The organism is Caballeronia sp. LjRoot34 (assembly GCF_964253815.1).
In the GTDB taxonomy this organism is placed as follows: domain Bacteria; phylum Pseudomonadota; class Gammaproteobacteria; order Burkholderiales; family Burkholderiaceae; genus Caballeronia.
On sequence record NZ_CAXUSB020000001.1, the window covers coordinates 1,856,065 to 1,878,479 of the forward strand.

Consider the following 22,415-nt stretch of genomic DNA (forward strand, 5'->3'; position numbering starts at 1 on the left):
GTGTGTGCTCAGGCGGATGGTGTGGAGGGCGCCCATGGGCGCAGACGGCGAGCGGGATGGCGATCCGGCAGATAGGGACCGTCGCGGAACAGCTTTTCTCGCAGCGTGCCCTGGGCATACTCCGTCTGCATCAAGCCGCGTCGTTGCAATACCGGTACGACGTGGTCGACGAACTCGCTCCACCAGCCAAGCGTGGTGACGGGCACTACGTTGAAGCCCGCGACGCCCGCGGCCGCCCATCGCTCGACCTCGTCGGCGATCTGCTCCGGCGTGCCCGCGAACTGTGCGGAGATGGTCTTGCGCAATACGTCCGCGAATGTCACGACGCCATCGGGCGCTGCGTCGATCAATGCATGGATCTTGCCTCGGGTGCCGTTCTGTTCCCGCAGTTTCGTCAGTGGCGTTGCCGGATCGATCGTGGTCAGGTCGACCCCTATGCTGCCACTCCAGAACGCGGCAAGCGCCTCCAGGCTGAACGATTCCAGGATCTCCGCGCGTCGTGCTTTCGCTTCAGCTTCCGTGCTGCCAATAACCGGCGCCAGCATCACAATGGCGCGAATGTCCTTCGGATCGCGGCCGGCCTGCGCCGTGCGCCGCCGCAGGTCGGCAATATCGGCGGCGGCGGTTTCCGGCGTGGTCGCCGGCAGGAAAGTCAGCTCGGCATGCCGCGCGGCGAAGCGGCGTCCGGCCTCGGACGAGCCTGCCTGAAACAGGACTGGCGTGCGTTGCGGCGAGGTCTGAACGATATGCGGCCCGGCGACACGGTAGCGCTCGCCGTGATGATTGATCGCATGCAAGCGCGCGGGATCGACGAACACGCCGCTTGCGGGATCGGTGACGAGGGCGTTGTCTTCCCAGCTTGCTTCCCACAGCTTGTACACCACTTCTGCGTATTCTTCGGCCCACACATAACGGTCGTCGTGCTTCGGAAGGCCATCGAGCCCGTAGTTGCGCGCAGTGTTGTCGAGATAGGATGTGACGATGTTCCAGGCAACCCGTCCTTCGCTCAGATGATCGAGCGTCGAGAGTTTGCGCGCGAAGCTGAACGGATGCTCCTGAATCACCGAACTCGTCACCGCAAAGCCAATGTTCCGTGTCGCCGCCGCAAGCGCCGATACCAGCGCGGCCGGGTCATGAGACGGAAACTGCATGCCGGTTCGCACGGCTTGCTGCCAGCTTCCGTCGGACGTTTCGTAGATGCCCGCGACGTCGGCAAGAAACACGACATCGAAGAAACCTCGTTCGGCGGTCTGCGCAAGTTCTATCCACGGCTGCAACTTGTAGAAGTCCAGTTGATGCGCGCCTGAAGGATGCCGCCACAGGCCGTGGCTGTGATGGTTGGGTGTGACGTGCGCGAACGCGTTGAAAATCAGCGGCCGGGGCGTGCGGGATGATGTGCTCATTTTCCGGTGGCCTCCGCGATCTGCTGCGCGGTCCACGGCTTGACCGCCGTTTTCTGCCACGCGCTGTATGGCACGGGGTCATCGACCACTTCGTGGCCGTTCTGGACGTGACCCGCAAAGGCCCAAATGTTCTCCTGACGCGGCATGCCGTCGACCGGCGCGACGGCGGTGAAGTCGATCGGATGGAGCACGTCCGTAGTGAAGTTCTTGTCCCGCGAGACGTAGTCGCGGAAGCTGTCGACAGTCACGACCGGCAACTTGCGGGCAATCTGCGCGAAGGTCCAGACGGCCAGCCAGTCGGTGGTCGTGGTGCCGTCGGTCGGGCCTTTCACGTCGTGATGCGGATCGTAACGGGCGAGTTGTCTTTCATACTCGGCCCACGTCGGGAAGCGCTTTGCGTCCTCGCCTTTCTCCAGCGCCAGGGAATTCGCAAACGGCGCCTTGCTCAACGCCGCAATGGTGGCGTCCTCGATCACGTTGTTGCTGCTGACAAATGGAATTGTCAGACCCTGCTGCGCGGCCGCCTCGACCAGCAGCGTCTGCTGTTCGGGCGGGTAAAGCATGCCGCCCCAGACGTCCGGATGCAGCTCCTTGATCTTCGCGATGTACGGCGCGAAGTCAGTCGTCGAAGGCGGCACTTCGATGATCGTCACATCCGTCACGCCTGCCTGCGCGTAGCCGAATTTGGCGGTGTTCTGATAGATCGTGTTGCCGAGCATGGACACGTAGACAGCGCGTTTGGCGCCAAAGCGTTTTTGCGCCGAGATACGTGCCTTGTGCCGCGCCTGCGCCGTTGAGCGCGGTGATGAAGGACAGCGGATTGCGAACGTCCGATGGATCGCTGCCCATCGGAAACCAGGCCGCCATGTTTTTCGCGCGCAGGATCTTGTCGACGCCGTTTGCGCTGCGCCCGCCGATCAGGGTGATCGCGCCTTTGTCGGCCAGACGCCGCGCGCAGGCGAGACTCGCAGCGGGTTGGCCCTTGGTGTCGCAAATCTCGACGACCAGCTTGCGGCCGTTGATCCCGCCCTGATCGTTCACCGCTTGCGCGGCGATGGTCGCAACACGGCCAGGGTCGGTTACGGCGAACGGCGAACCGCTTTGCGCGATGATGAAGCCAACGAGGACAGGGCTTTTATCGTCGGCTTGGGCTGCCGTGGCGGCGAAGCCGAGCAGGGCGAGCAGCAGTGTCGCTGCGGACGAAATGGATCGTGGGGACATAGGCCAGTTGAAGAGAAAAGAAGGGATGGACCCGCAGGCCGGGTAGGCGTTGAGTAAGCGCAGGGCAGATTCACATGGCTAGATTTCGGTGACCGCACCAAGATAGATCGCCTCGATTTCGTGTGCGCGATGCAGTAGTTCGGCGCGATCCAGATGCAGCTTCACGACGCCATCGCCGATGATCGCAACATGGGTCGCGATGCGTTCCGCGATGTGCAGATGCTGCTCGACCGCAAGCACCGCGATCTCGTCGGCTTTGGCTTGCCGGAGCACGGCGTCGACGACCCGGCGCGACATCGAGGGACTCAGGCCGAATGTCAACTCGTCCAGCAACACGATGCGCGGACGCCGCAGCAACGCACGGGCGACCGCGACCATTTGCTGTTCGCCTCCGCTGAGTTGTCCGGCAAGCACGGCGAGGCGTGGTTCGAGTTCAGGAAAGATGCCAAGCAGCGCATCCGGCTTCAGCCCGGCGAGGCGCATGTTCTCCGCGACGGTGAGCGACGCGAAGAGGCTGCGTCCCTTGATCACGAGACCCGTCCCCGCTTTTGCGCGCTGGTGAGGCGCACCTTCGAGCGGCCGGCCATGCAACAGGATCTGACCGCGCGCTTCCGGGATGAAACCTGCGATGGACAAAAGCGTCGTCGATTTTCCGGCGCCATTGCGGCCGAGCAGCGCGAGCACTTCGCCGGCGCGCACGCTGAACGACACGTCTTGCAGCACCTGCCGGCGGCCATAACCGGCGCTGAGGCCGCGTACCTCGAGGACGGGCGTGCTCATTGCACTGCCTCCGTTTGCGGATCGGCAAGTTGAGTTTCTTCCAGCGTGTCGCCCAGATAGGCGCGCCTCACGTCCGGCAGCCGCAGCACGTCGGCTGGTTTGCCACGCGCGATGACGCGGCCCGCATCCATCACGATGGCGACATCGCAGGTTTCGAGGATCACGTCGATGTTGTGCTCGACAAGCAGGATCGCGATACCCGATTCATGCGCGGCACGACGAATCACATCGACGATATGCGCGCGCGCCTCGGGGCTGAGCGCTGCGGCGGGTTCATCGAGACACAGCACTGAAGGCCGCGCGGCAAGTGCGCGGCCGATCGTCACCCGCGCGTGCCAGCCGAGCGACAGCGATTCCACGGTCGTATCGAGCAGGGCGGCAATGCCGGCCGCCTGGGACGCGGCATCGACCGATGGCAACGCACGTCGTCGCGCCAGACCGAACGGCGCAAGCAGGTACGCGAGCCAGTCCTGACGCTCCGCCGCGGTTTCCAGGTTCTCGCGCACCGACAGATCCTCGAACAGCAGATGGTCCTGAAACGTGCGCGTCAGGCCACGTGCAACGCGGCGATGCGGCGGCAGTCCGGTGACATCGGCGCCGTTCACCACGATGCGTCCCGCGCGTGCGGGAATAAAGCCGGTGATGGCATCGATCAGACTGCTCTTGCCCGCGCCATTGGCGCCGAGCACGCCGACTATCTCGCCGGGTGCGAGACTCAGCGTCACGCCGTCGACGACGACTACATCGCCGTATTGCACGCGCAGGTTCTCGACCTGCAGCGCGGGGCCGTCGACAGGCGTCGCGCGCGGCCGCTCGACGGCCTGCGAACGCACGGCAACCACAGGCGATGGTGCAGAGGCCGGCCAGCGCGCGAGCGCCGCGCCGATGCGTCTTACAGGCGCGGGCAAGCGCGCGCCGCCGCGCATGAGCTGGGCGACGAAACCATCCGGTTCGCTCACGAGCACGAACACGAGATTCAGCGACAGCGCGAGGAACAGCCAGTCATTGATCGAGCCTTCGAACGACAGGACCTGCGCGAGCAGTCCGCCGGGCGCGAACACGCCGGTCAGCACGCCGCCCACTACAAACCCTGCACCGGAGAGGACCGTCATGCTGATCACGGCAAGCGAATCGGCGTAAGCAAAACCTTCGCCGAAACGCTGGCCCCCGACCGTGCCGCTTTGCAGCGCGAGCAGCGCGCCGGCCAGTCCGGCCAGCGCGGAGGACATCGCCAAAGCGGCAATCTTCGCGTGCATGACCGACACGCCGCTTGCCGCAGCCGCCCGCTCGTTGGAGCGGACCGCGAGAATGCGACGGCCGGCCCGGCTGCGACGCAACGCGGCGACGCCAAGCGCGGCCAGCGTCGCAATAGCCCAGGCAAGAAGCGCGAATCGCTGCGGGTGCGACGCGTTATCGAACGAAAATCCGAAGGCGCTGACGTGACTCGCGGTCCATCCTTGCACGCCGTTCAGAAATCGATCGCTCGTAAAGATCCACGTTTCGATGATCGCTGAAATCGCAAGCGTCGCGATGGTCAGGCCGATGCCGCGCGTCCTTGATGCAGGCACGCCGATCACAAATCCGATGGCGCCCGCCGCGACGGCCGTTCCGGCCAGCGTGGGCAACAGCGACGCGCCTGCCTGGTTGAGCCATCCCGCGAGCAAGGCGGAACTGCCCGTGAGTCCGAGCGAAAGCAGGCTCACCTGGCCTGCATACCCGGTCGCGACGACAACCGACAAGCCGACCAGCGCGAAGATCGCGGTCAAGGCCATGGTGTCGGACCAGTAGTCCGGCAGCCAGCCGACAAGCGCCGCGATCACGGCAAGTGCGAGCACCAAACCGGCCGGGCTGACCGTGCCTGAACCCACGCGAAATAGCCGCGGCGCATCGACAGTGCCGCGTCCTGGCAGATTGCGTCCGCTTATGACGAGCGCGATGAGCGTGACGATATACGGAATGGATTTGGCGAGGCCTGGTTCTATGGACAGGCCGATCGCCAGCGATTCGACAACCCCGGTCGCGATCGCAACCAGCAACGCGACCCAGAATTTGCGAAAGCCGGCGATGAGCGCGGCGCCAATCGACGGGATCACGAGACTGCTCAATGCGTCCGGGCTCAGCGCGGTGATCGGGCTGAGCAGGATGCCGGCAAGCGCCGCGAGCAGACCCGCAATGCCCCACGCGGCGGCGCCCCACGGGTGAGGTGAGAAGCCGAGCGCCTGCGCACCCATCGGACTGTCCTGCAACGCGGTTGTCACGTGCCCGAATCTGGTGCGCTCGAACAGCAGCGTGAGCAGCACAGTCAGGACGACGGCCACGCCGACCAGCACGAGCGCGAGAAACTGGACGCGCGTACCGAGAATGGTGGTGCCGCCCGAGACCAGGAAGCTCGCGACGCGCTCCTGCTGGTTGGTCCAGACGATCCTGACGATTGCCTGCAACAGCAACAAGAGGCCAAGCGTCACGAGGGTCTTGACCGTAGTCGAAGCGCCGACAAGACGCCGGCCAATGAACGCATAAAAAGCGATGCTGATCGCAATGCCGGTCAGCAAGCCGATCGAAATGGCGGCCCATAGCGGCACGCCCGCGTGCGCGTAGAGCTTCCAGAAAATGTAGGTTGCCGTCATGCCGATCGCGCCCTGCGCGAAATTGACGACACCCGTCCCGCGAAAAACGGAGACAAGACCGAGCGCTACCAGCGCATAGGCGCCGCCCATGCTCAAACCGAGGAGCGCGTATTCAATGAGGTGCTGCATCTTGTTTCCACGGTTGAGTCACGCATGCCGGACTCGACGGCGAAGGTATGTCCATGCGCATAGGCATGCTAAGCATGAGCACTCACATCGCTCGATGAAAGGAACTACGTCGGTTGCGGATGCGCGTGGCGCATCGAATGCCGATTATTGCCGGATCACCCTGCTGCCTCTAAACGACTTTTTTTCACAACTAAGTGAATATTTAATATTTCGCTTGAGAAGCGTTGGCGCGCCGTTGGGTTGTGGCGATTGATGACTATGCTTATCTCGAATCGTTCGTTGCCGGCGCCGCTGCGCTCTTCGGTATGGAATTACCTGGACGCGGTGGCCACGCGAGGAGAACGCAATGTCCGTTCTCGATGAAGTGCTGCAGGCCAATGAAAGGCATCGGCAGGATTCCGGTAACAAAGCCGCATTTGCTCCATTTCGATGGTAGGCCGGGTTCATCGGCGCTGTTCCAATTGAGCTCAGGCATTCACTTGTCAACGACTGCCGCGGCGCACGCGTTGCGCCGTCTTTCGTTCTGTAACCGCAAACATCCATGCACACCGTCCGTCCTTCGCGCGCTGAACAGCGCTTTCCTGTGCTCCCCGATCCGGACCGTGTCCAGCACCTTGCCGATGACGCTGACGCTCTGGATGCGGCTCGTCTCCATGGTTTCGCAACTCACTGTCGCATACCTGTTTCGAGGGGCCGAGCGCATCCCATTGCGCGAGATCACGGTGCAGCCAGCCGGACATTACTGCTGCGATTTCAATTTCGTCTTCGAGTCTGTCGACCAATTCCCGCTCCTTATTGAAGTAAGTGAGTCTGGTATGAGGTTCACAATGCCGATTCTGTGGCCGGGGACTGCGTTAAAGGGCAGCGTCTGATTGGCTACTGGCTACAGCATTTTGGTTTTGCAAAGTGCAAGCCTCGCACCTACTTGGCCAAGAGGACCAATTTAGCGAGCATTGCTGCGATGGGTGTCGGCATTCCCGCTTTGACGTTTCTCCAATTCTCCGGAAGTCGCCCGCTTTTTCGAAACGACTGGATGAAGCGAAATCGCTCCGTTCCATCCCCGGCTGCAGCACTTGGAGCCGCCCCGAAGCGCATCACCTGCGAGCCTGGTCCTTCATAGGCCGGCCAAGTCGGAAGGCCTGGACCGTTCGGGTTGCCATCACACGCGAAGTTGGTCCAGTAAGACATCGTCAAGGCCGACAAGGCCTCGTCGGACGGACCTGCGCGCGGCCTGGAGGGATCCAGGCGGTCATTGATGCTGCCGAATACGAATGACACTTCCGCGCTGTGGACGGGATGAGGTGAGTAATCCGAAGAATGTTGGTAGTTGTAGACGAAGACCGTCGATGTCGATGTCGCGCGATGCGCACCTAGCCGCTCCCAGGTTTGCTCGCTGATGACCAGATCGCCGATCAACAGCTGGGCAGATCGTTTGGCGGTTTGGCTGGAGTCAGCCGGATAGAACTTGAGGAAGTCGCTCAACCTCGATTCGCCGAACTGGCGCGCACCGGCGTTCTTGAAGCTGGCCGGGGTTCGATGCGAAAGTGCTCTCGGCACCAAGTAGGTATGCTCATCAGCGTTCCATCCACCTAGCAGTGGCACGTCGATCTGCTCGCCACGCTCCAGTCCAGACGTTGAGTGTCAGGCAGTCTTCACTCTGTGTTTTTGTCAGCTTCTTGAGGCCGGGTATTGGCGCACCAAAGCCAGGATTGCCATAAACAGTTGCGTCGCGCACGCCCGGCCACGCGGGCACGTCTTGCGGAGGTTTCCAGCGCAACTCGCCAGTTGGTGGAGCGGCGTAAGGAATGCCCTTGAACGCCAGCACGCCGTTAGCATCGCGCGCGACACCGCGGATTGCTCCCGTAGGGAGCTTCAGGTCGATTGTCAGCATCTTGAAATGATTTCCGGATTGCTCCGTGTAAGTTCTATGACAGCCTACGAAACCGACTTGCTGCTTCGTTTTCATGGCGCTGCGCCAACTCGGTTGCGCGACTGGGTATTGGGTTTTCTCCCACGAAGGCGCATCTGATCCAAGCTCGCGAGCATCGAGTTCTGACATAGGACTGACACTCGGCGGGTTCTCAGGTTGTCAGGGCTGCAGCGATCAGGAGAACGGCGAAGATGCCGGTGTTCAGCTTCGGCTCCCAATAGCCCATGAAGAGGAAAGTGATCGCCAGCCAGGCCGCCGCTGCGACGAAGGCGAGTGCCATGACGGGGCGACCGTCGAGGATCGCCGGCGCATGCCAGGCCAGCCAGAGACAGATCAAACCGAACGCGACCTGCCCAAGAGCGAACGACGTGTTCAGTCCGTAGTAGAGCGTCGTTTCCGGTCCCGGCGCGCGCTTGCCGCGCGTATTGGGAGATGACATCGATCAGGAAATGCATCATCCCGCCGAAGGTCAGCCAGCCGAATGCCACATAGACGAGCGCCCGGTGCATCAGACCACCTGACCAAAGCGGATGCCGGTGAGCTCCTCCGACACATCCCACAGTCGCCTGGCGACCTGCTTGTCGAGCGATGCAGGGGGCGCTTTCGCCGGGCTGGGATAACCGCGTATCTCGTTCATCTTGTCCGGTCCGTAGTAGCCGCCTGGCCTGGCGGTCGGCGCGGCGGCGGCGAACAGGGTCGGCAGCGCCCCCTGGGCCGCCGGTTGAAACAGGAACCAGAAGGCGGAACGAACCATGCCGAAGAGGCTTCGGCGTCCAGGGGCGTTATGCAGAAGATCGGTCCGGGAGATACCAGGATGCGCGGCGATGCTGGTGATGCCCCAGCCTGATGTTTCACTGCGGCGCTGCAACTCGAACGCGAACATCAGGCAGGCGAGCTTCGATTGGCTGTAGACGGGCATCGGCTTGTATTTCCGCTTCGCATTGAGGTCGTCGAAGTCGATCTTTCCGCTGCGAGCGGCGACGCTGGAGAGGGTGATGACGCGTGGCGTGTGGCCTTTGCGCAGCAAGGGTAGCAGATGTGCGGTCAAGGCGAAATGACCCAGATAGTTTGTCCCGAATTGCAGCTCGAAGCCATCCGACGTCTCGCGACGATTGGGCGGCGTCATCACGCCTGCATTGTTGATGAGGAGATCGAGGCTATCTCGATTGGCGTTTAGCCGTTTCCCGAACGCCGCGATTGAGGCGAGGCTGGCGAGATCGACCTGTTCGAAGCAGACCTTAGCGCCAGGCACCTGCGCACGAATTCTCGCGAGCGCTTCCTGGCCCTTTTGGGGGGCGCGTCCTGCGACGATCACTTCGCAGCCGGCACGCGCCAGCGCCAGCGCGTCTTCGAAGCCGAGGCCGCCCGTCCCGGTGACAACTGCGGAGCGGCCATGCTGTGGAGGAAGGTCGGAGGTGGTCCATTTGCTCATGTTTTTACCTTACGTGGCTTATTGGGCGAGGCAGGGGGGCGAAGAACGAGTTCGATGGACAAAAACCGCCTCACGCGTGTTTCCCGCTCTGCAAGGGTAGGCGCTACAGCCTTTAGGCTAAATGCCCGATCTCTCAGATTTCTTGCCTATTCCTTCAGGACGGCTGATCTAGGCGGTTTGGATCCTGCAGATATCAGCTAGAATTCCCCGGAAATCCTGGAGCCTGGCCGTGACCTCAGCCCTTGTCGAAGTCGTAAACCGTCTCCTTGCCCCGAAAGGGCAAGGAGACGGTTTTTTTCCGACCGCCGTCGACGGCGTGCATATCATCAGGCTGAGCGAGAAGACCTTGCCGAATGGCGTGGTCTACAAACCATCGCTTTGCATCACCGTCCAGGGCATGAAGGAGGTTGCCTTTGGCGAGGCCGTCTTCGACTATGGCGAAATGGGTTTCCTGCTCGTCGCCGTAGAAATGCCGGCATTCGGACGCGTGACGAAGGCCAGCAAGGAGCGACCCTATCTCGGCATTACGATTGATCTCGACATAGGTGTGCTTCGCGAGGTCATGGATCAGCTCGATGAGCCGCCTGTTCCGTCGAACAATCAGGGCATTGGCGTGTTTGCTTCGCCTCTGGATGGCGGGCTTGCCGATTGCGTAGTTCGGCTCGTGCGCCTTCTGGACAATCCGAAGGCAATTGCGATCCTTCAGCCGATGATCATGCGCGAAATCTGCTTCTGGCTGCTTACAGGCCCGTATGCGGGCGAGATATGCAAGCTCGTCTTGCCCAATAGCCATATGCAGCGCGTAGCTGAAGCCATTTATCTGCTACGGGAAAACTTCACCCGGCCGGTCAGGATCGAGCATCTCGCCGCAGCTGCCCGCATGAGCGCGACATCCTTTCACCAACACTTCAAGATGCTCACTTCGATGACGCCGCTTCAGTACCAGAAACAGCTCCGGCTGCTGGAGGCGCGGCGATTGATGGCATCGAACGACGTAAGTGTCTCTCACGCTGCATTCCAGGTGGGATACGAAAGCCCATCGCAGTTCAGCCGGGAATATGCGCGCATGTTTGGTACGCCGCCCAAGCGCGACGTCACCGAACTGAAATCTGTCTCAGTATAGGTACGTCAGCGGTCCAGGCTTGCGCGGGTAAGTGGGCGCCGGCCGCCTCGTTTTAGCAGGGCAGAATTCGACGAACCTTTTCTGATTGCGCCCGAGCATCCCGTTTCACTGTACCTCGTCAGCGACGGCATCGCGCGTCGCCCCAAGCTGTTGCTAATGGTCGACGAATTCCCAGCGCTGCGCCATCCCGAAGATCGCGCGCTTAACGGTCGCATTGTTCTCACGCCAGACCGCGATTGACGTATGCGATAGATGACCTTTATCTTCAATAAAGTCACGAAGACTCGCGCGACTGCTTGCTGAGTGTGGATACGTGGGTCATCTTGCGGTCGGTATTATGGCGATACTAGCTGCCTTGTTTTACCATGTCTCATCGTGCGCCTGCCGTTTCACAACCTCAGTGTTAAAGCGGATGGATTGGATGTGCCGTCCTCCTGCGAGACGGGGTCTTGCGGTACGTGTGTCATTGGTTATAGCAAGGGAAGAGTCGAGCACAACGACATTTGTTTGCATCGAAGCTCGCGAGACAGTCTGTTGGCGGTCTGTGTGTCGCGTGCGACATCTGGCGAAATCACGCTCGATCTCTGATGGATCGAGTGCTGGCTTGACAGGGATTTATGCCCTGGTCCGCGAGGCACGAATTTCCGTCTGCAATCTCGCGAAACCCTCGCTCAGATAATCGGCCAGGGGGCGCTTGCCTTTGCCGTCGCGCCAGTCTTCCATGGCCAGCCGCATCGTCCCGATGGCTACCATCGCAACAGCACGCAGCGTCGCCCAACGTTTCTGGTCCGGCCACACCTCGCACAGGGCCTCGAATACGGTCGTTTCCATCTCGACAAAGATCGCCTGCTTCTGGGCGCGCAGTGCTTCCGTCGAGCGCATGAGGTTGTCCACGACGATGGATCGCTTGTTTTCGTAGCGGGAGACCAGTTCAATCAGGCAATGACGTACGGCGGTGAGCGGCGCCTGCCTGGACGATATGGCCATCAGGGACGGGCGCAGCGCTTCGAGGAAGCCGTCGCCCTGCCAGTATCTCAGAATGTCTTCCTTGCTCTTGAAGTAGTAGAAGAACGTCCGCGCGGAGATACCGGCCTCGGTCGCGATGGCCTCCAGTGTTGTGCCGTCGTAGCCATTTTCCACGAATAGCCGCAGGCCGGTTTCAGCGATGCGTTCAAGCGTTTCGCGGCGCTTGCGTTCGCGCAGTCCTTCCTTCTTCTCTTCCTTGTCCGTCATGGGTGCCACTTTCAGTCGAAATCAGTGCGTGAAATTTTACAGTAAATGCGATAATTTGTTTTTACAGTCACTGTAAATTTATGAGGAAGTCATGCGAGCAATCGTTATCGGGATCGGCACGGTGGGCGCCGCCGTGAAGGCAGCGCTGCAAGAAAAGGGGCACGAGGTCGTGTCTGTCTCTCGTTCGTCCGCGGATTTCCGGGCAGACCTTTCAGATATGGCAAGCCTGAAAGCCCTCTTCAGCACAGTCGGTCATTTCGATGCGGTGGCGTGCGCGGCGGGGGATGTTTTCCCGGCACCGCTTGAACTGACGACGGACGAGCAATGGGCCGATTCGATCAAGGCGAAGGGCATGGGGCAGATTAATCTGGTGCGGGCGGCATTTCCGTATATCGCGGACAAGGGTTCATTCACGCTGATTTCGGGCGTGTTGACGGATGAATATCTGGCCGGCGGTGCTATCGGTACCGTTGTCAATCACATCGTCGAGGGCTTCACGAAGTCGGCCGCCGTCGAATTACCGCGCGGTTTGAGGATTAACTGCGTGAGTCCCACCGTGCTGACCGAGTCTGTTGCCTATCATCCGTATTTCCCGGGTTTCATTCCTGTTGACGCCTGGGAGGTCGGGCAAGCCTATCTTCGTGCGATTTCCAATCCGTTTACCGGGCGCGTTCTCAAGCTCTATAAGACGGATTGCTGAATCGGATGGCCTCGAAATCGGACGGCTGCGGATTTCGTTGTGACAGTCATGTCAGTGCTTCAGTAATGATTCGACTGAGGGGACGGCAATTGCGGTTGCATATGCGATGCAGACGAAAAAGACACAAGACGATTCGCAGCGGTGGAGTGCCGGGTACTGGACAGTTGTGTCCTAAACCTGAACCGTATGAGGCCGTAAACAAGTGGCGTAGTGCTCGGTGGAAGGATTCCACACGAGAGCACTGCGCTTGTATCCCGCATTCCTATCGGAGAGTATTCATGGCTTTATCATCGATTGGCTCTGACCCCGGAGAAAACGTTTATGCCCAGGCAGGAAAAGGGCAGTCGTCGCCTGCGGCATCGTCGGCGCTCGACGCGAGCGCGGGCGGCGCCTCTGCTTCAGCGCAGGCATCGTCCGCAGACGTGAGCTCTCAGTCGTCGACGCAGGTCACGCTCAGTCCGGAAGCAAAATCGCTTGCAGCACTCTCGTCAGAAGGTGTGACTCTGACTCAGAGCAGCATCGCCGGACTGGATCTGCCGTCGTTGTCGTCGGTACGAGATAACCCGGCAGATCTCGTCAGCTATCTTCGAACGCTCAATTCGGGAACCGTCGCACCTCCGACCAATGCCGAAGGTAAGCAGGATGGGGAGATCAGCGAGGCAGCATTCGAACAGGTCGTCGAGCAGTTCGGTGGCAGCAAGACTCAAGCTGACCAGCTTTTCGGAGCACTTGGCGCGAACGACAGCAATCCCCTCACGAATGCCGTGTTGCTGCAAGGACTCGCGGCGACATCCACAGACAGCAGCAGCGCCGGCTCGCAATCGCTGCTGACGTTGATGGATCAGAACGGTGACGGAAGCGCGAGCCAGACGGAATTTCTCACGCTTGAAACGGCGCTTGTTGCGGCGGAAAAGGCGCCCAAATCGTCGTCCTGAATGGCAGGCACGTGGAGAACCGGTCAAAACTGATGCGGACATCTTCGTGACTCGAATGGCCGGTTCCGATTGTTGTCCCGATCGCGACTATGGATGGCCGAATTGAGCGCGATGGCAACCGCCATTCGGGGCATATTGGAGCGTGATCCTGCGGAGGGTTTCTACCCTCCGATCGTGCTGCAATGCTTTCGATTCAATATATCGACGTGATGGGCACCCGTGGCTGCGGGATCGCGGAACTTTGTGAACTCGTGGCCTGGAGGTTGAAATGTCGACGTTCGTTCTTGTGCACGGCGCGTGGCGCGGGCAATGGTGCTGGTCCCGTGTCGCCTCTGCATTGCGCGCGCTGGGGCACGAGGTCTATTCGCCGAGCCTGACTGGCCTTGCGGATCGCAGCCATCTGGCCGGTCCCGAGGTCGATCTCGAAACGCATATTCTCGACATCGTCAATCTCGTGAAGTGGGAGGATCTGTCGGATGTGGTGCTGTGCGGTCATTCATATGCGGGTTTCGTGATTACGGGCGTGGCGGACCGTATCCCCGAGCGCCTGAACACGCTCGTCTATCTGGACGCTTTCGTGCCGGAGCACGGCATGTCGATGCTGGATGCAACGTCGCCTGAGCGCAGGGACGCTCATCTGAGTCGCGTGGATCATGAAAGTGGCGGGTGGATGGTCAAACCTCCAGCGGTCCAGGTCAGGCCTCATGATCCGGATTATCATCAGCGAGTTGCACGTCTGAGTACGCCACATCCGCTGCGCTGCATCGAACAGAAGCTGTCTTTGCGCGGAGAGATTGACGGCAGAATCCGGCGTGTTTTCATCGAGGCGACGGAATTCGCATCGTCGCCGTTCAGAACACGGGCCTCGGAACTGCGTCAGCAGGACGACTGGCAGGTCCACGCGGTGGCGTCTGATCATGATGTCATGCTCCACGAGCCTGACGAACTCGTGCGGATACTGCTTGCTGCCGCAGACGTCCGGTGACGTTCCCCCCCGTATTGCCTCCGGGGTCTTGCCCGAATCATTGATAAATCATGCCGGTGACGACGGCCCACCAACCGATGGCGAGTATCGAGCGCGAATCCAGACTGTCGCAAAGAATGACATTGCCGCCCGAGCATCCCGGCGAGCGCCAGGATTTCCAGATCGTTGCGGCGATGGCCAAGGACTACCCGGACAACGCGCTTATCGCCAGCCATGCACATCGCCGATCACAACTGGTTTTCGCGTCGGCGGGCGTGATGACGATCACGACCGGCCGCGGAACATGGGTGGTCCCGCCGCAGCGGGCCGTATGGATGCCGGCCGGGTTTGAACACGAGATTCGCGCTTCGGGCATGCTCAAAATGCGCACGCTTTATTTCGAACCCGGAACGGATATCGAGCGGGCATTTCCAACGGAATGTTCGGTTATTGACGTGACGCCGCTGATGAGGGAATTGATCCTTCGCGCCACCAGTCTGGAAGGCGGCGAGGAGGATCGGCAGGCCCGACTGGAGCGGCTGGTTGCTGTCCTGCTCGATGAAACCCAAACCTTGTCGATTCTGTCGCTTCATCTTCCGATTCCTGACGATCCGCGCGTTGCGAAGATATGCGAGGGGCTGATTGCCGACCCTTCGATTGACTTGACACTGGCGGAGTGGGGACGGGGCGTAGGGGCTAGCGCGCGTACTCTGACGAGACAATTTCTTGTGAGTACTGGGATGACGTTTACCCAGTGGAGACAGAAGGCCAGAATTCTGGCAAGCCTCCCCAAGCTGGCCCGTGGTGAAACAATCATATCGGTGGCGCTCGATCTGGGCTACGACAGTCCAAGCGCTTTTGGTGCGATGTTCAGGCGAACGCTTGGCGCCACACCGGCGGCTTACTTTCATAAAAACAGCCAGTCTGCCGAGCCCATGGAGTGATCTATCTGATTGACATGCTTATCTTCACGGCGGATCGGTCGAAATCACGGTCCGAGACGCGTAGCGTGCCTTCCACCGGCTCCCGCTTGATCCGGTACGAGCGCAAACGGAACTGGCTCAATCCCATCAGCCAATGCATCCGGGTCACGCAAGATTGTCACTTTCTCGACGTGAATTGACCGAGGAGCGAGCGACTGCCAATGAGAGCTGGCTTAAATTCTCAGTCTTAGCCCGTCCGTATCCGGGCCATGATTGCGAGAAATAGCCATGTCCATCAATACCCCGGTCGGCGCTCAGACCGCAGCTTCAACCGATTCCGACAGACGTCGCTTCTGGGCTGTCGCGCTGTGCGCCTGTTGCCCCTTCTTTGCGATCTACGCGACCCAGCCGCTGTTGCCGTCTCTTGCACAGCTATTCGGTACCAGCGCGAGCGAGATCAGCCTGACGATTACGGCGACAACGCTCGCCGTCGCGATTGCCGCACCATTCAGCGGCGTCATCGCCGACACCATTGGGCGCAAGCTTGTCCTCGTTGCCTGCATTCTCGGCCTCTCGATACCCATGGCCCTCGCTGCGACGGCGACATCGCTCGAGCAGCTCATCATCTGGCGTTTCATCCAGGGGCTGTTCATTCCGGGTATCTTCTCGGTCACGCTGGCTTACGTAGGCGAGGAGTGGAAGGGCAAGAACATCGGCATGGGCATGTCGGCCTATGTCTCTGGCAGCGTGGTAGGTAGCGTTTCCGGGCGCGTTATTTCCGGCATTGCCGCGGACCTCCATAGCTGGCGTGCCTCCTTTCTGTTGCTGGCGTGTCTCATCGCGCTCGGCGGCCTTTGCGTCTGGCTTCTGCTCCCGCGCTCGCAGCACTTCGAGCGCCAGCGCAGTATCGGCACAGGCCTTCTCACTATGGCCCGGCATCTGAAAAACCCCAGCCTGGTCGCCATCTACGCGTGCGCCTTCAATAACCTCTTTGTCTTCGTCAGTGTCTTCACCTATATCACCTTCTACCTGGTCAAACCGCCGTTCCTTCTCGGGAACGCCGCGCTGGGCTTCATGTTCCTGCTGAACCTGTTCGGTGCGTTTGCCAATCCGTTTGCGGCCCGGTGGATGGGGCGAGTCGGATACAAGGTTGGTCTGATCGCCGCACTCGCGACGAGTACGGTCGGCATTCTGCTCACGCTGATACCCAACCTCGTCGTGGCGCTGATCGGTGTAGCGCTCATTTCTACGGGCGTTTTCGTCGCTCAGACGGCCGCGACCGGGCAGATGGGAGCAGTCGCTGGCAAGGCGAAATCTTCGGCCGCGGGAGTCTACGTCTGCTGCTATTACGCAGGGGGCAGTGTCGGGGCATTTCTGCCCGGGTTCGCCTATGCGGCTGGAGGCTGGCCGGCGTGCATCGCATTGATTCTTGCCGTGAAGCTGATCAGCGCCGTCATCGGCATCAAATACTTCAACCCGGTAGCGCCTAAAAACTAGCACGGTGCCGGTGCTGCTTCCAACAGGGAGCGCACGCCGCATCCGGTCGGATTTTGAAACATCTCTGGACAGGTAATGCCCGATTCTTCATTCGCCCGAGAGTACGGTGCCGTGTTAGACGGCGAGGGCTATGTCGTCATCCGGCGCATGGTTGACGCTGAACGGTGTGCCGAACTGTGCGAGCTGGCGTCTCAGGAACTTGCGGTGCGCAGGCCACCGCTCGAGTTCGAAGTCGACGTGGGTTACCCCGGCGCATCGCATTCGCGGGATGCACCAGGAGGCGAAACGATCAGGCTGCTGCTGGCGGTGTGGTGCGACATCCAGCGTTCTCCGCCTGGGCAACCTCAGCGGCCACCAGAGCATTGCTGGAAGCACATTTTTGTGGACCGGCCCGATTGTCTCTCGCTCACCATAACAGCCTGATGAGCAAATATCCGAGGTATGGAACTGCAACGGGATGGCATCGGGATATCCGTTACTGGTCGTTCGAACGTGACGACCTGATCTCGGCGAGGCTGGCCCTCGGTTCCGAACGGGCCTCCAACGGCGCAATCTGGTTTATTCCGCGTTCGCACCGTATGGACCTCGATCGTGGATGCTTCGACGAGGCTTTGTTTTTCCATTGCAACACGCTGCATCGGGCAGGCAGGAACCTGTCCGGGCAGGTGAAGCTTTCGCTGAATTTCGCCTGGCACGGCGCGGATAACTATCCGGTTCCACGAACCCGATCGGCGTCAGTTCCTTCTGTCGCGATCTGATTTTCCGCAGCATCGCACCGAGCGCAGCCCTCGCATTTTCAGGGATTGAAATGAATCCAGGTTTGTCTCAGGTAGTAGGTCCGGACGGTGACTGGCAGGCGCAGTTGTCGTCCAATCCTGCCGCTTTTCGTTCGCAGTGTGCGCAGGCGCTTGAACAGGGCAAGGTGCTGTATTTTCCGGAAACGGAATTCGATCTTGCACCGTCTGAAAGGGCGTTACTTCGTCCGGAACTTGCCGATCCGGCGCGCAGGAATATCAGTCTCTCAGCGGATGGTGCGTCCTTGTCCGGTGTGCTCGGAGACGCTACGGCGAAGCGCGGCATTCAGATGCTGATTGCGCGGTATCAGGCGTATGCGCGCCAGCTTGTCGAAAACCTGGTCCCCGAATACAGGCCGCATCTACGACCCGAACCGACGAGTCTGCGCCTTCACCCGTCGAGCATCGCAAGCGGTCGTGGAAGGCGGACGATAGCCGCCTTCATGTGGATGCGTTTCCTTCCCGACCCAATCACGGCATGCGGATCCTCCGGGTCTTTGCCAACGTTAATCCGGCTGGCGTACCTCGCGTATGGCGTGTCGGCGAGCCGTTCGAGCTCGCTGTGCGCCGGTTCATCCCAGGCATCCCCCCGCAAAGGCCGGGCAGCGCCTGGATCCTCGAAAAGCTGCGAATCACGAAGTCGAGGCGCACCCGGTACGATCATCTGATGCTTGGGCTGCATGATGCGATGAAGGCAGACCTGAATTATCAGCGTGACGGCTCGCAGGAGCTCGCGGCGTTCCAGCCAGGCAGTACATGGATCTGCTTTTCCGATCAGACGTCGCACGCCGTGCTGTCGGGACAGTTCATGCTGGAGCAGACGTTTTTCCTGCCTGTCGCCGCGATGATCCGGCCTGAGTATGGGCCGCTTGCGATTCTCGAACGGCTAACGGGGCAGCGCCTGCTTCAGTCGACCAGCTTGAATGCATGACAGACCAAGAGGGTGTCCGGAGGCACATCCGTCTGCTGGACGTATTCGTTCAGGGCAACGGCCTGGCCGGACAAGTGGTTTCTGCGGAATACCGCGAACAACCTGATGAGATATTGAGCGAGGGCGCACTGCAGAGGGGATTGCGCGGGGCGCCAGGTTGCCATTGCCGATGCTCGATAGAAAAAAAGGTGCTGCCTCACGTCAGGTCAAAAGAGAAGGATGAAGTTCGGGCGGCCCGCCCAGCGTGTAGCGATGTGAGACGGGATGCGAGCCGTCTATGTCGCTTACACCAAGGAGGGCACCGATTTCCGCACCAATCAGCGCGCGCCCTGATAGAGCCATCCTTTGATCGGATTCGTATAGGGCGGCAATGACTCTTCCGGTGAACTGTGGCGACTCCCGCTTCGCGGTCGGACGTGATGCTGGGGGAAGCGTCATCAGATATGCACGAGCCCGTTCGGTATCCAATCCGCCCATCCAGATCGACAACGCCGCGACATTATGCGGACGTAATTCTTTGGCCATGTCGGCGGCCATCTTGTCCGATCCGGCCTTTTGCGCGCCGTAGACAGGGCCGTGGTAATAGCACAGGGCCCCGTAGTGGCCCGTGTTCACAATCAGGCCTTTGCCATTGGCGATCAATAGAGGCGCGGCATGATAGCTCGCGACGAAGTGCGAGCGAAGACCTACCGTGATCAGATCTACGGTGGCGAGGGGCTTTTCCCAGAAGCCACCCACCATCGTCGTGGCGACCAGATTGGCCGCATTGTTGACCAGGATATCGAGCCTGCCGTGCTCGTTGCGCAAGCGCTCGAAGAGCGAGGCAACCGCCGTGTCATCGGTATGGTCTACTGCGACCGCGATTCCCCGGCTGCCTGCCTTGTCGATCAGGGAGGCGGTTTCGCTGATCGTGCCTCCATACGGGGAATCGTCGTCAGCAAGACTGCGACCTGTGAGATATACCGTCATCCCAGCCTGGCCAAGCGCAAGTGCAATGCCTTTTCCCGCGCCGCGGCTGGCACCGGTTACAACGGCTACCCTTTGCATGCTCCTGTTCATTTCTCTCATTCGTTTATCAGCAGATGGGTTCATTAAGTTGGGTTCTATTCCACAAGCGCTGCCGGTGACGATCATTGTGCAGCGGCTGAATCCCTCGAGTCGCGTCGTTGAGTTTTGCTACTGGACCTGTGTGTTATTAGCTCTTGGCCGTCTCATCGCAACATGTCGATCTGTCCCGCGTTCGATATCGCTGGACCGATGCTAGAGATGGCTTAATCTCTTCGGGTCGAATTCCCCGCCGCTTGCGGCGTAGAAGTAGACTTTGTGGATGAGCGAATACATCCACAAGAGCCACAACGTGACGGTGTTGCTGTACCACCTCGTGTTTCCGGCAAAGTACCGCAGAGCGGTGTTCGACAATCGGGTTGACGAAGTTCTAAAAGAGGTATGCCTTGAGATTGCGGAGCGCTATCAGGTGAAGTTTCTGGAGATCGGGACGGACAAGGATCATGTTCATTTTCTCGTTCAGTCGGTGCCGACCTACAGCGTGTCGAGACTCGTTCAGATGTTGAAGAGTCTGACGGCGCGAGAGATCTTTCGCCGGTGTCCGCAGGTCAAGAAGCAGCTGTGGGGCGGCGAATTCTGGTCGGACGGTTACTTCGCCAGCACGGTCGGCAAACACGGCGACGAGGCGATGATAGGTCGATACGTCAAGAATCAGGGCAACGAATACCACAAGCTTCACTCAGATCATAGCTCGCGCTGTTTTAAGATACCCCGCAGCAAGCTCTGAGGATTACCCACATCTCGAATCACCGCTTGTAAACTGCGCTGACCGATGTTAACTTTGGGCGCGTTCATGGACCGGGGTGAAGCGCATTGTCTGCAACGGGTGAATCCGATGACTGGGCCAGCGAGGAATTCGGCACGGCGGCGCTGGGCGACGCCCGCCTGACGCAGCGGCTCGTGGCACTCGCGCGACGGCTGGCACAGAGCCCGCAGTGTTCGTTTCCGCAGTCGCTGGACGGGGCACAACTGAAAGCCGCGTATCGTTTCTTCGACAACCCATGGATCGACACCGACGGCGTACTGGTCAACCACATCGGGCAGACGCTGAACCGCATGCAGCAGGTCCCGGTGGTCCTGGCGCCGCAGGATACGACTGAATTCAACCTCATGCATCTACCGGCGACGCAGGGACTGGGCCACGGCACGAGCAGCAATCTGCACGGCTTCATGCTGCACAGCCTGCTGGCCGTGACACCTGAGGGCCTGCCACTCGGGGTGCTAGGGATGAAGACCTGGATTCGCGCACCCGAGGAATCCGGCAAATCGAAGCAACGCAGGAAACGCCCTATCGAGGAGAAGGAAAGCTTCAAGTGGCTCGAAGGTCTTGAGCATCTGGCGTCGCTGAAAACGCGTTGCCCCGACACCCACATCATCGGCATCTCCGACCGCGACGGCGATGTCTACGATGCGTTCATCGCCCCTCGGCCTGCGGGTGTTGACTGGCTGGTACGCGCAGCCTGGAGCCGCCGCGTCGCGCATCCGCAGGCATATCTGTGGGACGCCGTTGCGGCAGAGCCCGCTGTGGGCGAAACGGATCTGCTGGTGCCGACACGCAATGGAAAGGCGCCGACACGTACTGCGCAATTGACGGTGCGTTGCAAGGCGCTCCGGCTGCATCCGCCGCGCAGCCGTCAGCGCGATAAGTTGCCTGATGCCGAGGTGTTTGTGATCCACGCGCTGGAGACTCAGCCCCCCGAGGGCGTCGAGCCAATCGAATGGATGTTGCTGAGTTCAGTGCCGACACTGAACTGCGATGACGCACTCGAACGTCTGGCGTGGTATGCCCGCCGCTGGACGATCGAATCGTGGCATCGCGTCCTGAAGAGCGGGTGCCAGATCGAAGCCCGACAATTCGGCCACCTCGATCGTTTCGTGCGCGCCACAGCATTGTTTGCTGTCATCAGTTGGCGCATCATGTACGCGACGCTGTTGGCCCGCCTTGACGGCGACCTGTCCTGCGAAGTGCTGCTGCAGCCGGTCGAATGGCGCGCGCTGTATTGCCGGATACACGGCACAACGCAAGCGCCGGCCGAACCGCCGACGCTCGCGCAGGTGGTGCTTTGGGTTGCAAAGCTCGGTGGTTATCTCAATCGCAAGCACGACCTTCCTCCGGGACCAACCGTCATGTGGCGTGGCTTTCTCGCACTGCACGAGAGCACGGTCGTGTATCGCATCTTCCGGCAAAACGAGTAGCCTACGCCGGAATCAAATCAAGAGATGTGGGTAATCCTCAGAGCTTGCTGCGGGGCTGTTCATTAATTGACCGAGGTTAAATATAGAGCCATTTCGCTGGTTGAGAGAACGCATAAATGTGGGATCTAGTCACATGAGTATGACTGAGGACGGCCGTTATGTATTGAAGGACACGCGCCGTGTCGGCCGCGTGCTGACTCGTATTGGCGATAGGTGGAGTGTGCTTGTCATCGTCCTGCTTCGACCTGGCCCTCGTCGTTTCAACGACATCAAACGCAGCATCGAAGGGATCTCGCAGCAGATGCAGACGCGGACCTTGCGTGCATTGGAGCGCGATGGAATCGTATCGCGGACTGTCCTCCCCAGCAGTCCCCCGCAAGTGGAATACGCACTCACGAAACTTGGCCAATCGCTTGGCAAACCTGTCGTGGCGCTTGGGAAATGGGCATGCGACCATATCGCGGAGATCGACGACGCCCAAAACAGGTTCGATGCGGATCAGTAAAGTATTGGTCAATCAGAGTAGCTGTAC

Annotated in this window: 22 protein-coding genes and 2 pseudogenes; 13 read left to right on the forward strand and 11 right to left on the reverse strand. The window is 60.3% G+C overall.

Annotation, left to right across the window (positions count from 1 at the left end):
- Positions 1-8: 8 nt before the first annotated feature.
- The 5 genes from ACSQ36_RS08350 to ACSQ36_RS08370 form a co-directional block, all read right to left on the reverse strand.
- Positions 9-1,403, reverse strand: a complete 1,395-nt coding sequence (locus tag ACSQ36_RS08350; protein WP_436181562.1) for an LLM class flavin-dependent oxidoreductase — start codon at positions 1,401-1,403, stop codon at positions 9-11.
- Complete coding sequence (locus tag ACSQ36_RS08355; protein WP_436181563.1) at positions 1,400-2,122, reverse strand: ABC transporter substrate-binding protein; 723 nt, start codon at positions 2,120-2,122, stop codon at positions 1,400-1,402. Before ACSQ36_RS08355 ends, ACSQ36_RS08350 begins: the two co-directional genes overlap by 4 nt.
- A complete protein-coding gene (locus ACSQ36_RS08360; protein ID WP_436181564.1) occupies positions 2,022-2,624 on the reverse strand; it encodes an ABC transporter substrate-binding protein in 603 nt (200 codons plus the stop codon). The genes ACSQ36_RS08355 and ACSQ36_RS08360 overlap by 101 nt, the downstream gene beginning before the upstream one ends.
- Positions 2,625-2,702: 78 nt before the next feature.
- Positions 2,703-3,404 (reverse strand): ABC transporter ATP-binding protein, encoded by a 702-nt coding sequence (locus ACSQ36_RS08365; RefSeq protein WP_436181565.1) that lies wholly within the window; start codon positions 3,402-3,404, stop codon positions 2,703-2,705.
- Complete coding sequence (locus ACSQ36_RS08370; RefSeq protein ID WP_436181566.1) at positions 3,401-6,160, reverse strand: ABC transporter permease subunit; 2,760 nt, start codon at positions 6,158-6,160, stop codon at positions 3,401-3,403. The genes ACSQ36_RS08365 and ACSQ36_RS08370 overlap by 4 nt, the downstream gene beginning before the upstream one ends.
- A gap of 377 nt (positions 6,161-6,537) precedes the next feature.
- On the opposite strand from ACSQ36_RS08370, the gene ACSQ36_RS08375 reads away from it, so the two are divergent.
- The gene (locus ACSQ36_RS08375; protein ID WP_436181567.1) at positions 6,538-7,032 is read left to right on the forward strand and encodes a hypothetical protein; all 495 of its coding nucleotides are present in this window, start codon (positions 6,538-6,540) and stop codon (positions 7,030-7,032) included.
- 49 nt (positions 7,033-7,081) lie between these two features.
- Here ACSQ36_RS08375 and ACSQ36_RS08380 read toward each other — a convergent pair whose 3' ends face one another.
- From ACSQ36_RS08380 to ACSQ36_RS08395, 4 genes are all read right to left on the reverse strand, one after another.
- Positions 7,082-7,762, reverse strand: a complete 681-nt coding sequence (locus tag ACSQ36_RS08380) for a carboxylesterase family protein (RefSeq protein WP_436181568.1) — start codon at positions 7,760-7,762, stop codon at positions 7,082-7,084.
- Positions 7,734-8,051: a carboxylesterase family protein gene (locus ACSQ36_RS08385; protein ID WP_436181569.1), complete on the reverse strand. Its 318-nt coding sequence runs from the start codon at positions 8,049-8,051 to the stop codon at positions 7,734-7,736. Before ACSQ36_RS08385 ends, ACSQ36_RS08380 begins: the two co-directional genes overlap by 29 nt.
- 190 nt (positions 8,052-8,241) lie before the next feature.
- Positions 8,242-8,529, reverse strand: a complete 288-nt coding sequence (locus ACSQ36_RS08390) for a hypothetical protein (RefSeq protein WP_436181570.1) — start codon at positions 8,527-8,529, stop codon at positions 8,242-8,244.
- 69 nt (positions 8,530-8,598) lie between these two features.
- Positions 8,599-9,522, reverse strand: coding sequence for an SDR family oxidoreductase (locus tag ACSQ36_RS08395; protein WP_436181571.1), 924 nt, complete (start codon positions 9,520-9,522; stop codon positions 8,599-8,601).
- A 229-nt stretch (positions 9,523-9,751) separates the two neighbouring features.
- On the opposite strand from ACSQ36_RS08395, the gene ACSQ36_RS08400 reads away from it, so the two are divergent.
- On the forward strand, positions 9,752-10,645 hold the full coding sequence (locus tag ACSQ36_RS08400) for an AraC family transcriptional regulator (RefSeq protein WP_436181572.1): 894 nt from the start codon (positions 9,752-9,754) through the stop codon (positions 10,643-10,645).
- Positions 10,646-11,068: 423 nt separating this feature from the next.
- Positions 11,069-11,233 carry a 2Fe-2S iron-sulfur cluster-binding protein gene (locus ACSQ36_RS08405; RefSeq protein ID WP_436181573.1) on the forward strand — a complete coding sequence of 55 codons (165 nt, stop codon included), beginning with the start codon at positions 11,069-11,071 and terminating at the stop codon, positions 11,231-11,233.
- Between the two features lie 27 nt (positions 11,234-11,260).
- Here ACSQ36_RS08405 and ACSQ36_RS08410 read toward each other — a convergent pair whose 3' ends face one another.
- On the reverse strand, positions 11,261-11,878 hold the full coding sequence (locus tag ACSQ36_RS08410; RefSeq protein WP_436181574.1) for a TetR/AcrR family transcriptional regulator: 618 nt from the start codon (positions 11,876-11,878) through the stop codon (positions 11,261-11,263).
- A gap of 91 nt (positions 11,879-11,969) precedes the next feature.
- Between ACSQ36_RS08410 and ACSQ36_RS08415 the strand changes: the two genes are divergently transcribed.
- From ACSQ36_RS08415 to ACSQ36_RS08445, 7 genes and pseudogenes are all read left to right on the forward strand, one after another.
- Complete coding sequence (locus tag ACSQ36_RS08415) at positions 11,970-12,578, forward strand: short chain dehydrogenase (RefSeq protein ID WP_436181575.1); 609 nt, start codon at positions 11,970-11,972, stop codon at positions 12,576-12,578.
- 278 nt (positions 12,579-12,856) lie between these two features.
- Positions 12,857-13,513: a hypothetical protein gene (locus tag ACSQ36_RS08420; protein WP_436181576.1), complete on the forward strand. Its 657-nt coding sequence runs from the start codon at positions 12,857-12,859 to the stop codon at positions 13,511-13,513.
- Between the two features lie 268 nt (positions 13,514-13,781).
- The gene (locus ACSQ36_RS08425) at positions 13,782-14,498 is read left to right on the forward strand and encodes an alpha/beta fold hydrolase (RefSeq protein ID WP_436181577.1); all 717 of its coding nucleotides are present in this window, start codon (positions 13,782-13,784) and stop codon (positions 14,496-14,498) included.
- A gap of 50 nt (positions 14,499-14,548) precedes the next feature.
- The gene (locus tag ACSQ36_RS08430) at positions 14,549-15,421 is read left to right on the forward strand and encodes an AraC family transcriptional regulator (RefSeq protein WP_436181578.1); all 873 of its coding nucleotides are present in this window, start codon (positions 14,549-14,551) and stop codon (positions 15,419-15,421) included.
- A 267-nt stretch (positions 15,422-15,688) separates the two neighbouring features.
- The gene (locus ACSQ36_RS08435; protein ID WP_436181579.1) at positions 15,689-16,897 is read left to right on the forward strand and encodes an MFS transporter; all 1,209 of its coding nucleotides are present in this window, start codon (positions 15,689-15,691) and stop codon (positions 16,895-16,897) included.
- 75 nt (positions 16,898-16,972) lie between these two features.
- Positions 16,973-17,655 (forward strand): annotated as a pseudogene (locus tag ACSQ36_RS08440) (phytanoyl-CoA dioxygenase family protein).
- A gap of 50 nt (positions 17,656-17,705) precedes the next feature.
- A pseudogene (locus tag ACSQ36_RS08445) lies at positions 17,706-18,622 on the forward strand (Kdo hydroxylase family protein).
- A 201-nt stretch (positions 18,623-18,823) separates the two neighbouring features.
- On the opposite strand, the gene ACSQ36_RS08450 reads toward ACSQ36_RS08445, so the two are convergent.
- Positions 18,824-19,681 carry an SDR family NAD(P)-dependent oxidoreductase gene (locus tag ACSQ36_RS08450; RefSeq protein WP_436183128.1) on the reverse strand — a complete coding sequence of 286 codons (858 nt, stop codon included), beginning with the start codon at positions 19,679-19,681 and terminating at the stop codon, positions 18,824-18,826.
- Between the two features lie 268 nt (positions 19,682-19,949).
- On the opposite strand from ACSQ36_RS08450, the gene tnpA reads away from it, so the two are divergent.
- The 3 genes from tnpA to ACSQ36_RS08465 all read left to right on the forward strand — a co-directional run bounded on the left by tnpA (position 19,950) and on the right by ACSQ36_RS08465 (position 22,388).
- Entirely contained in the window at positions 19,950-20,414 is a 465-nt protein-coding gene (gene tnpA, locus ACSQ36_RS08455) for an IS200/IS605 family transposase (protein WP_436181580.1), read from the forward strand.
- A gap of 86 nt (positions 20,415-20,500) precedes the next feature.
- Complete coding sequence (locus tag ACSQ36_RS08460; protein WP_436181581.1) at positions 20,501-21,883, forward strand: IS4 family transposase; 1,383 nt, start codon at positions 20,501-20,503, stop codon at positions 21,881-21,883.
- A gap of 133 nt (positions 21,884-22,016) precedes the next feature.
- Complete coding sequence (locus tag ACSQ36_RS08465; protein WP_436181582.1) at positions 22,017-22,388, forward strand: winged helix-turn-helix transcriptional regulator; 372 nt, start codon at positions 22,017-22,019, stop codon at positions 22,386-22,388.
- Positions 22,389-22,415 lie beyond the last annotated feature (27 nt).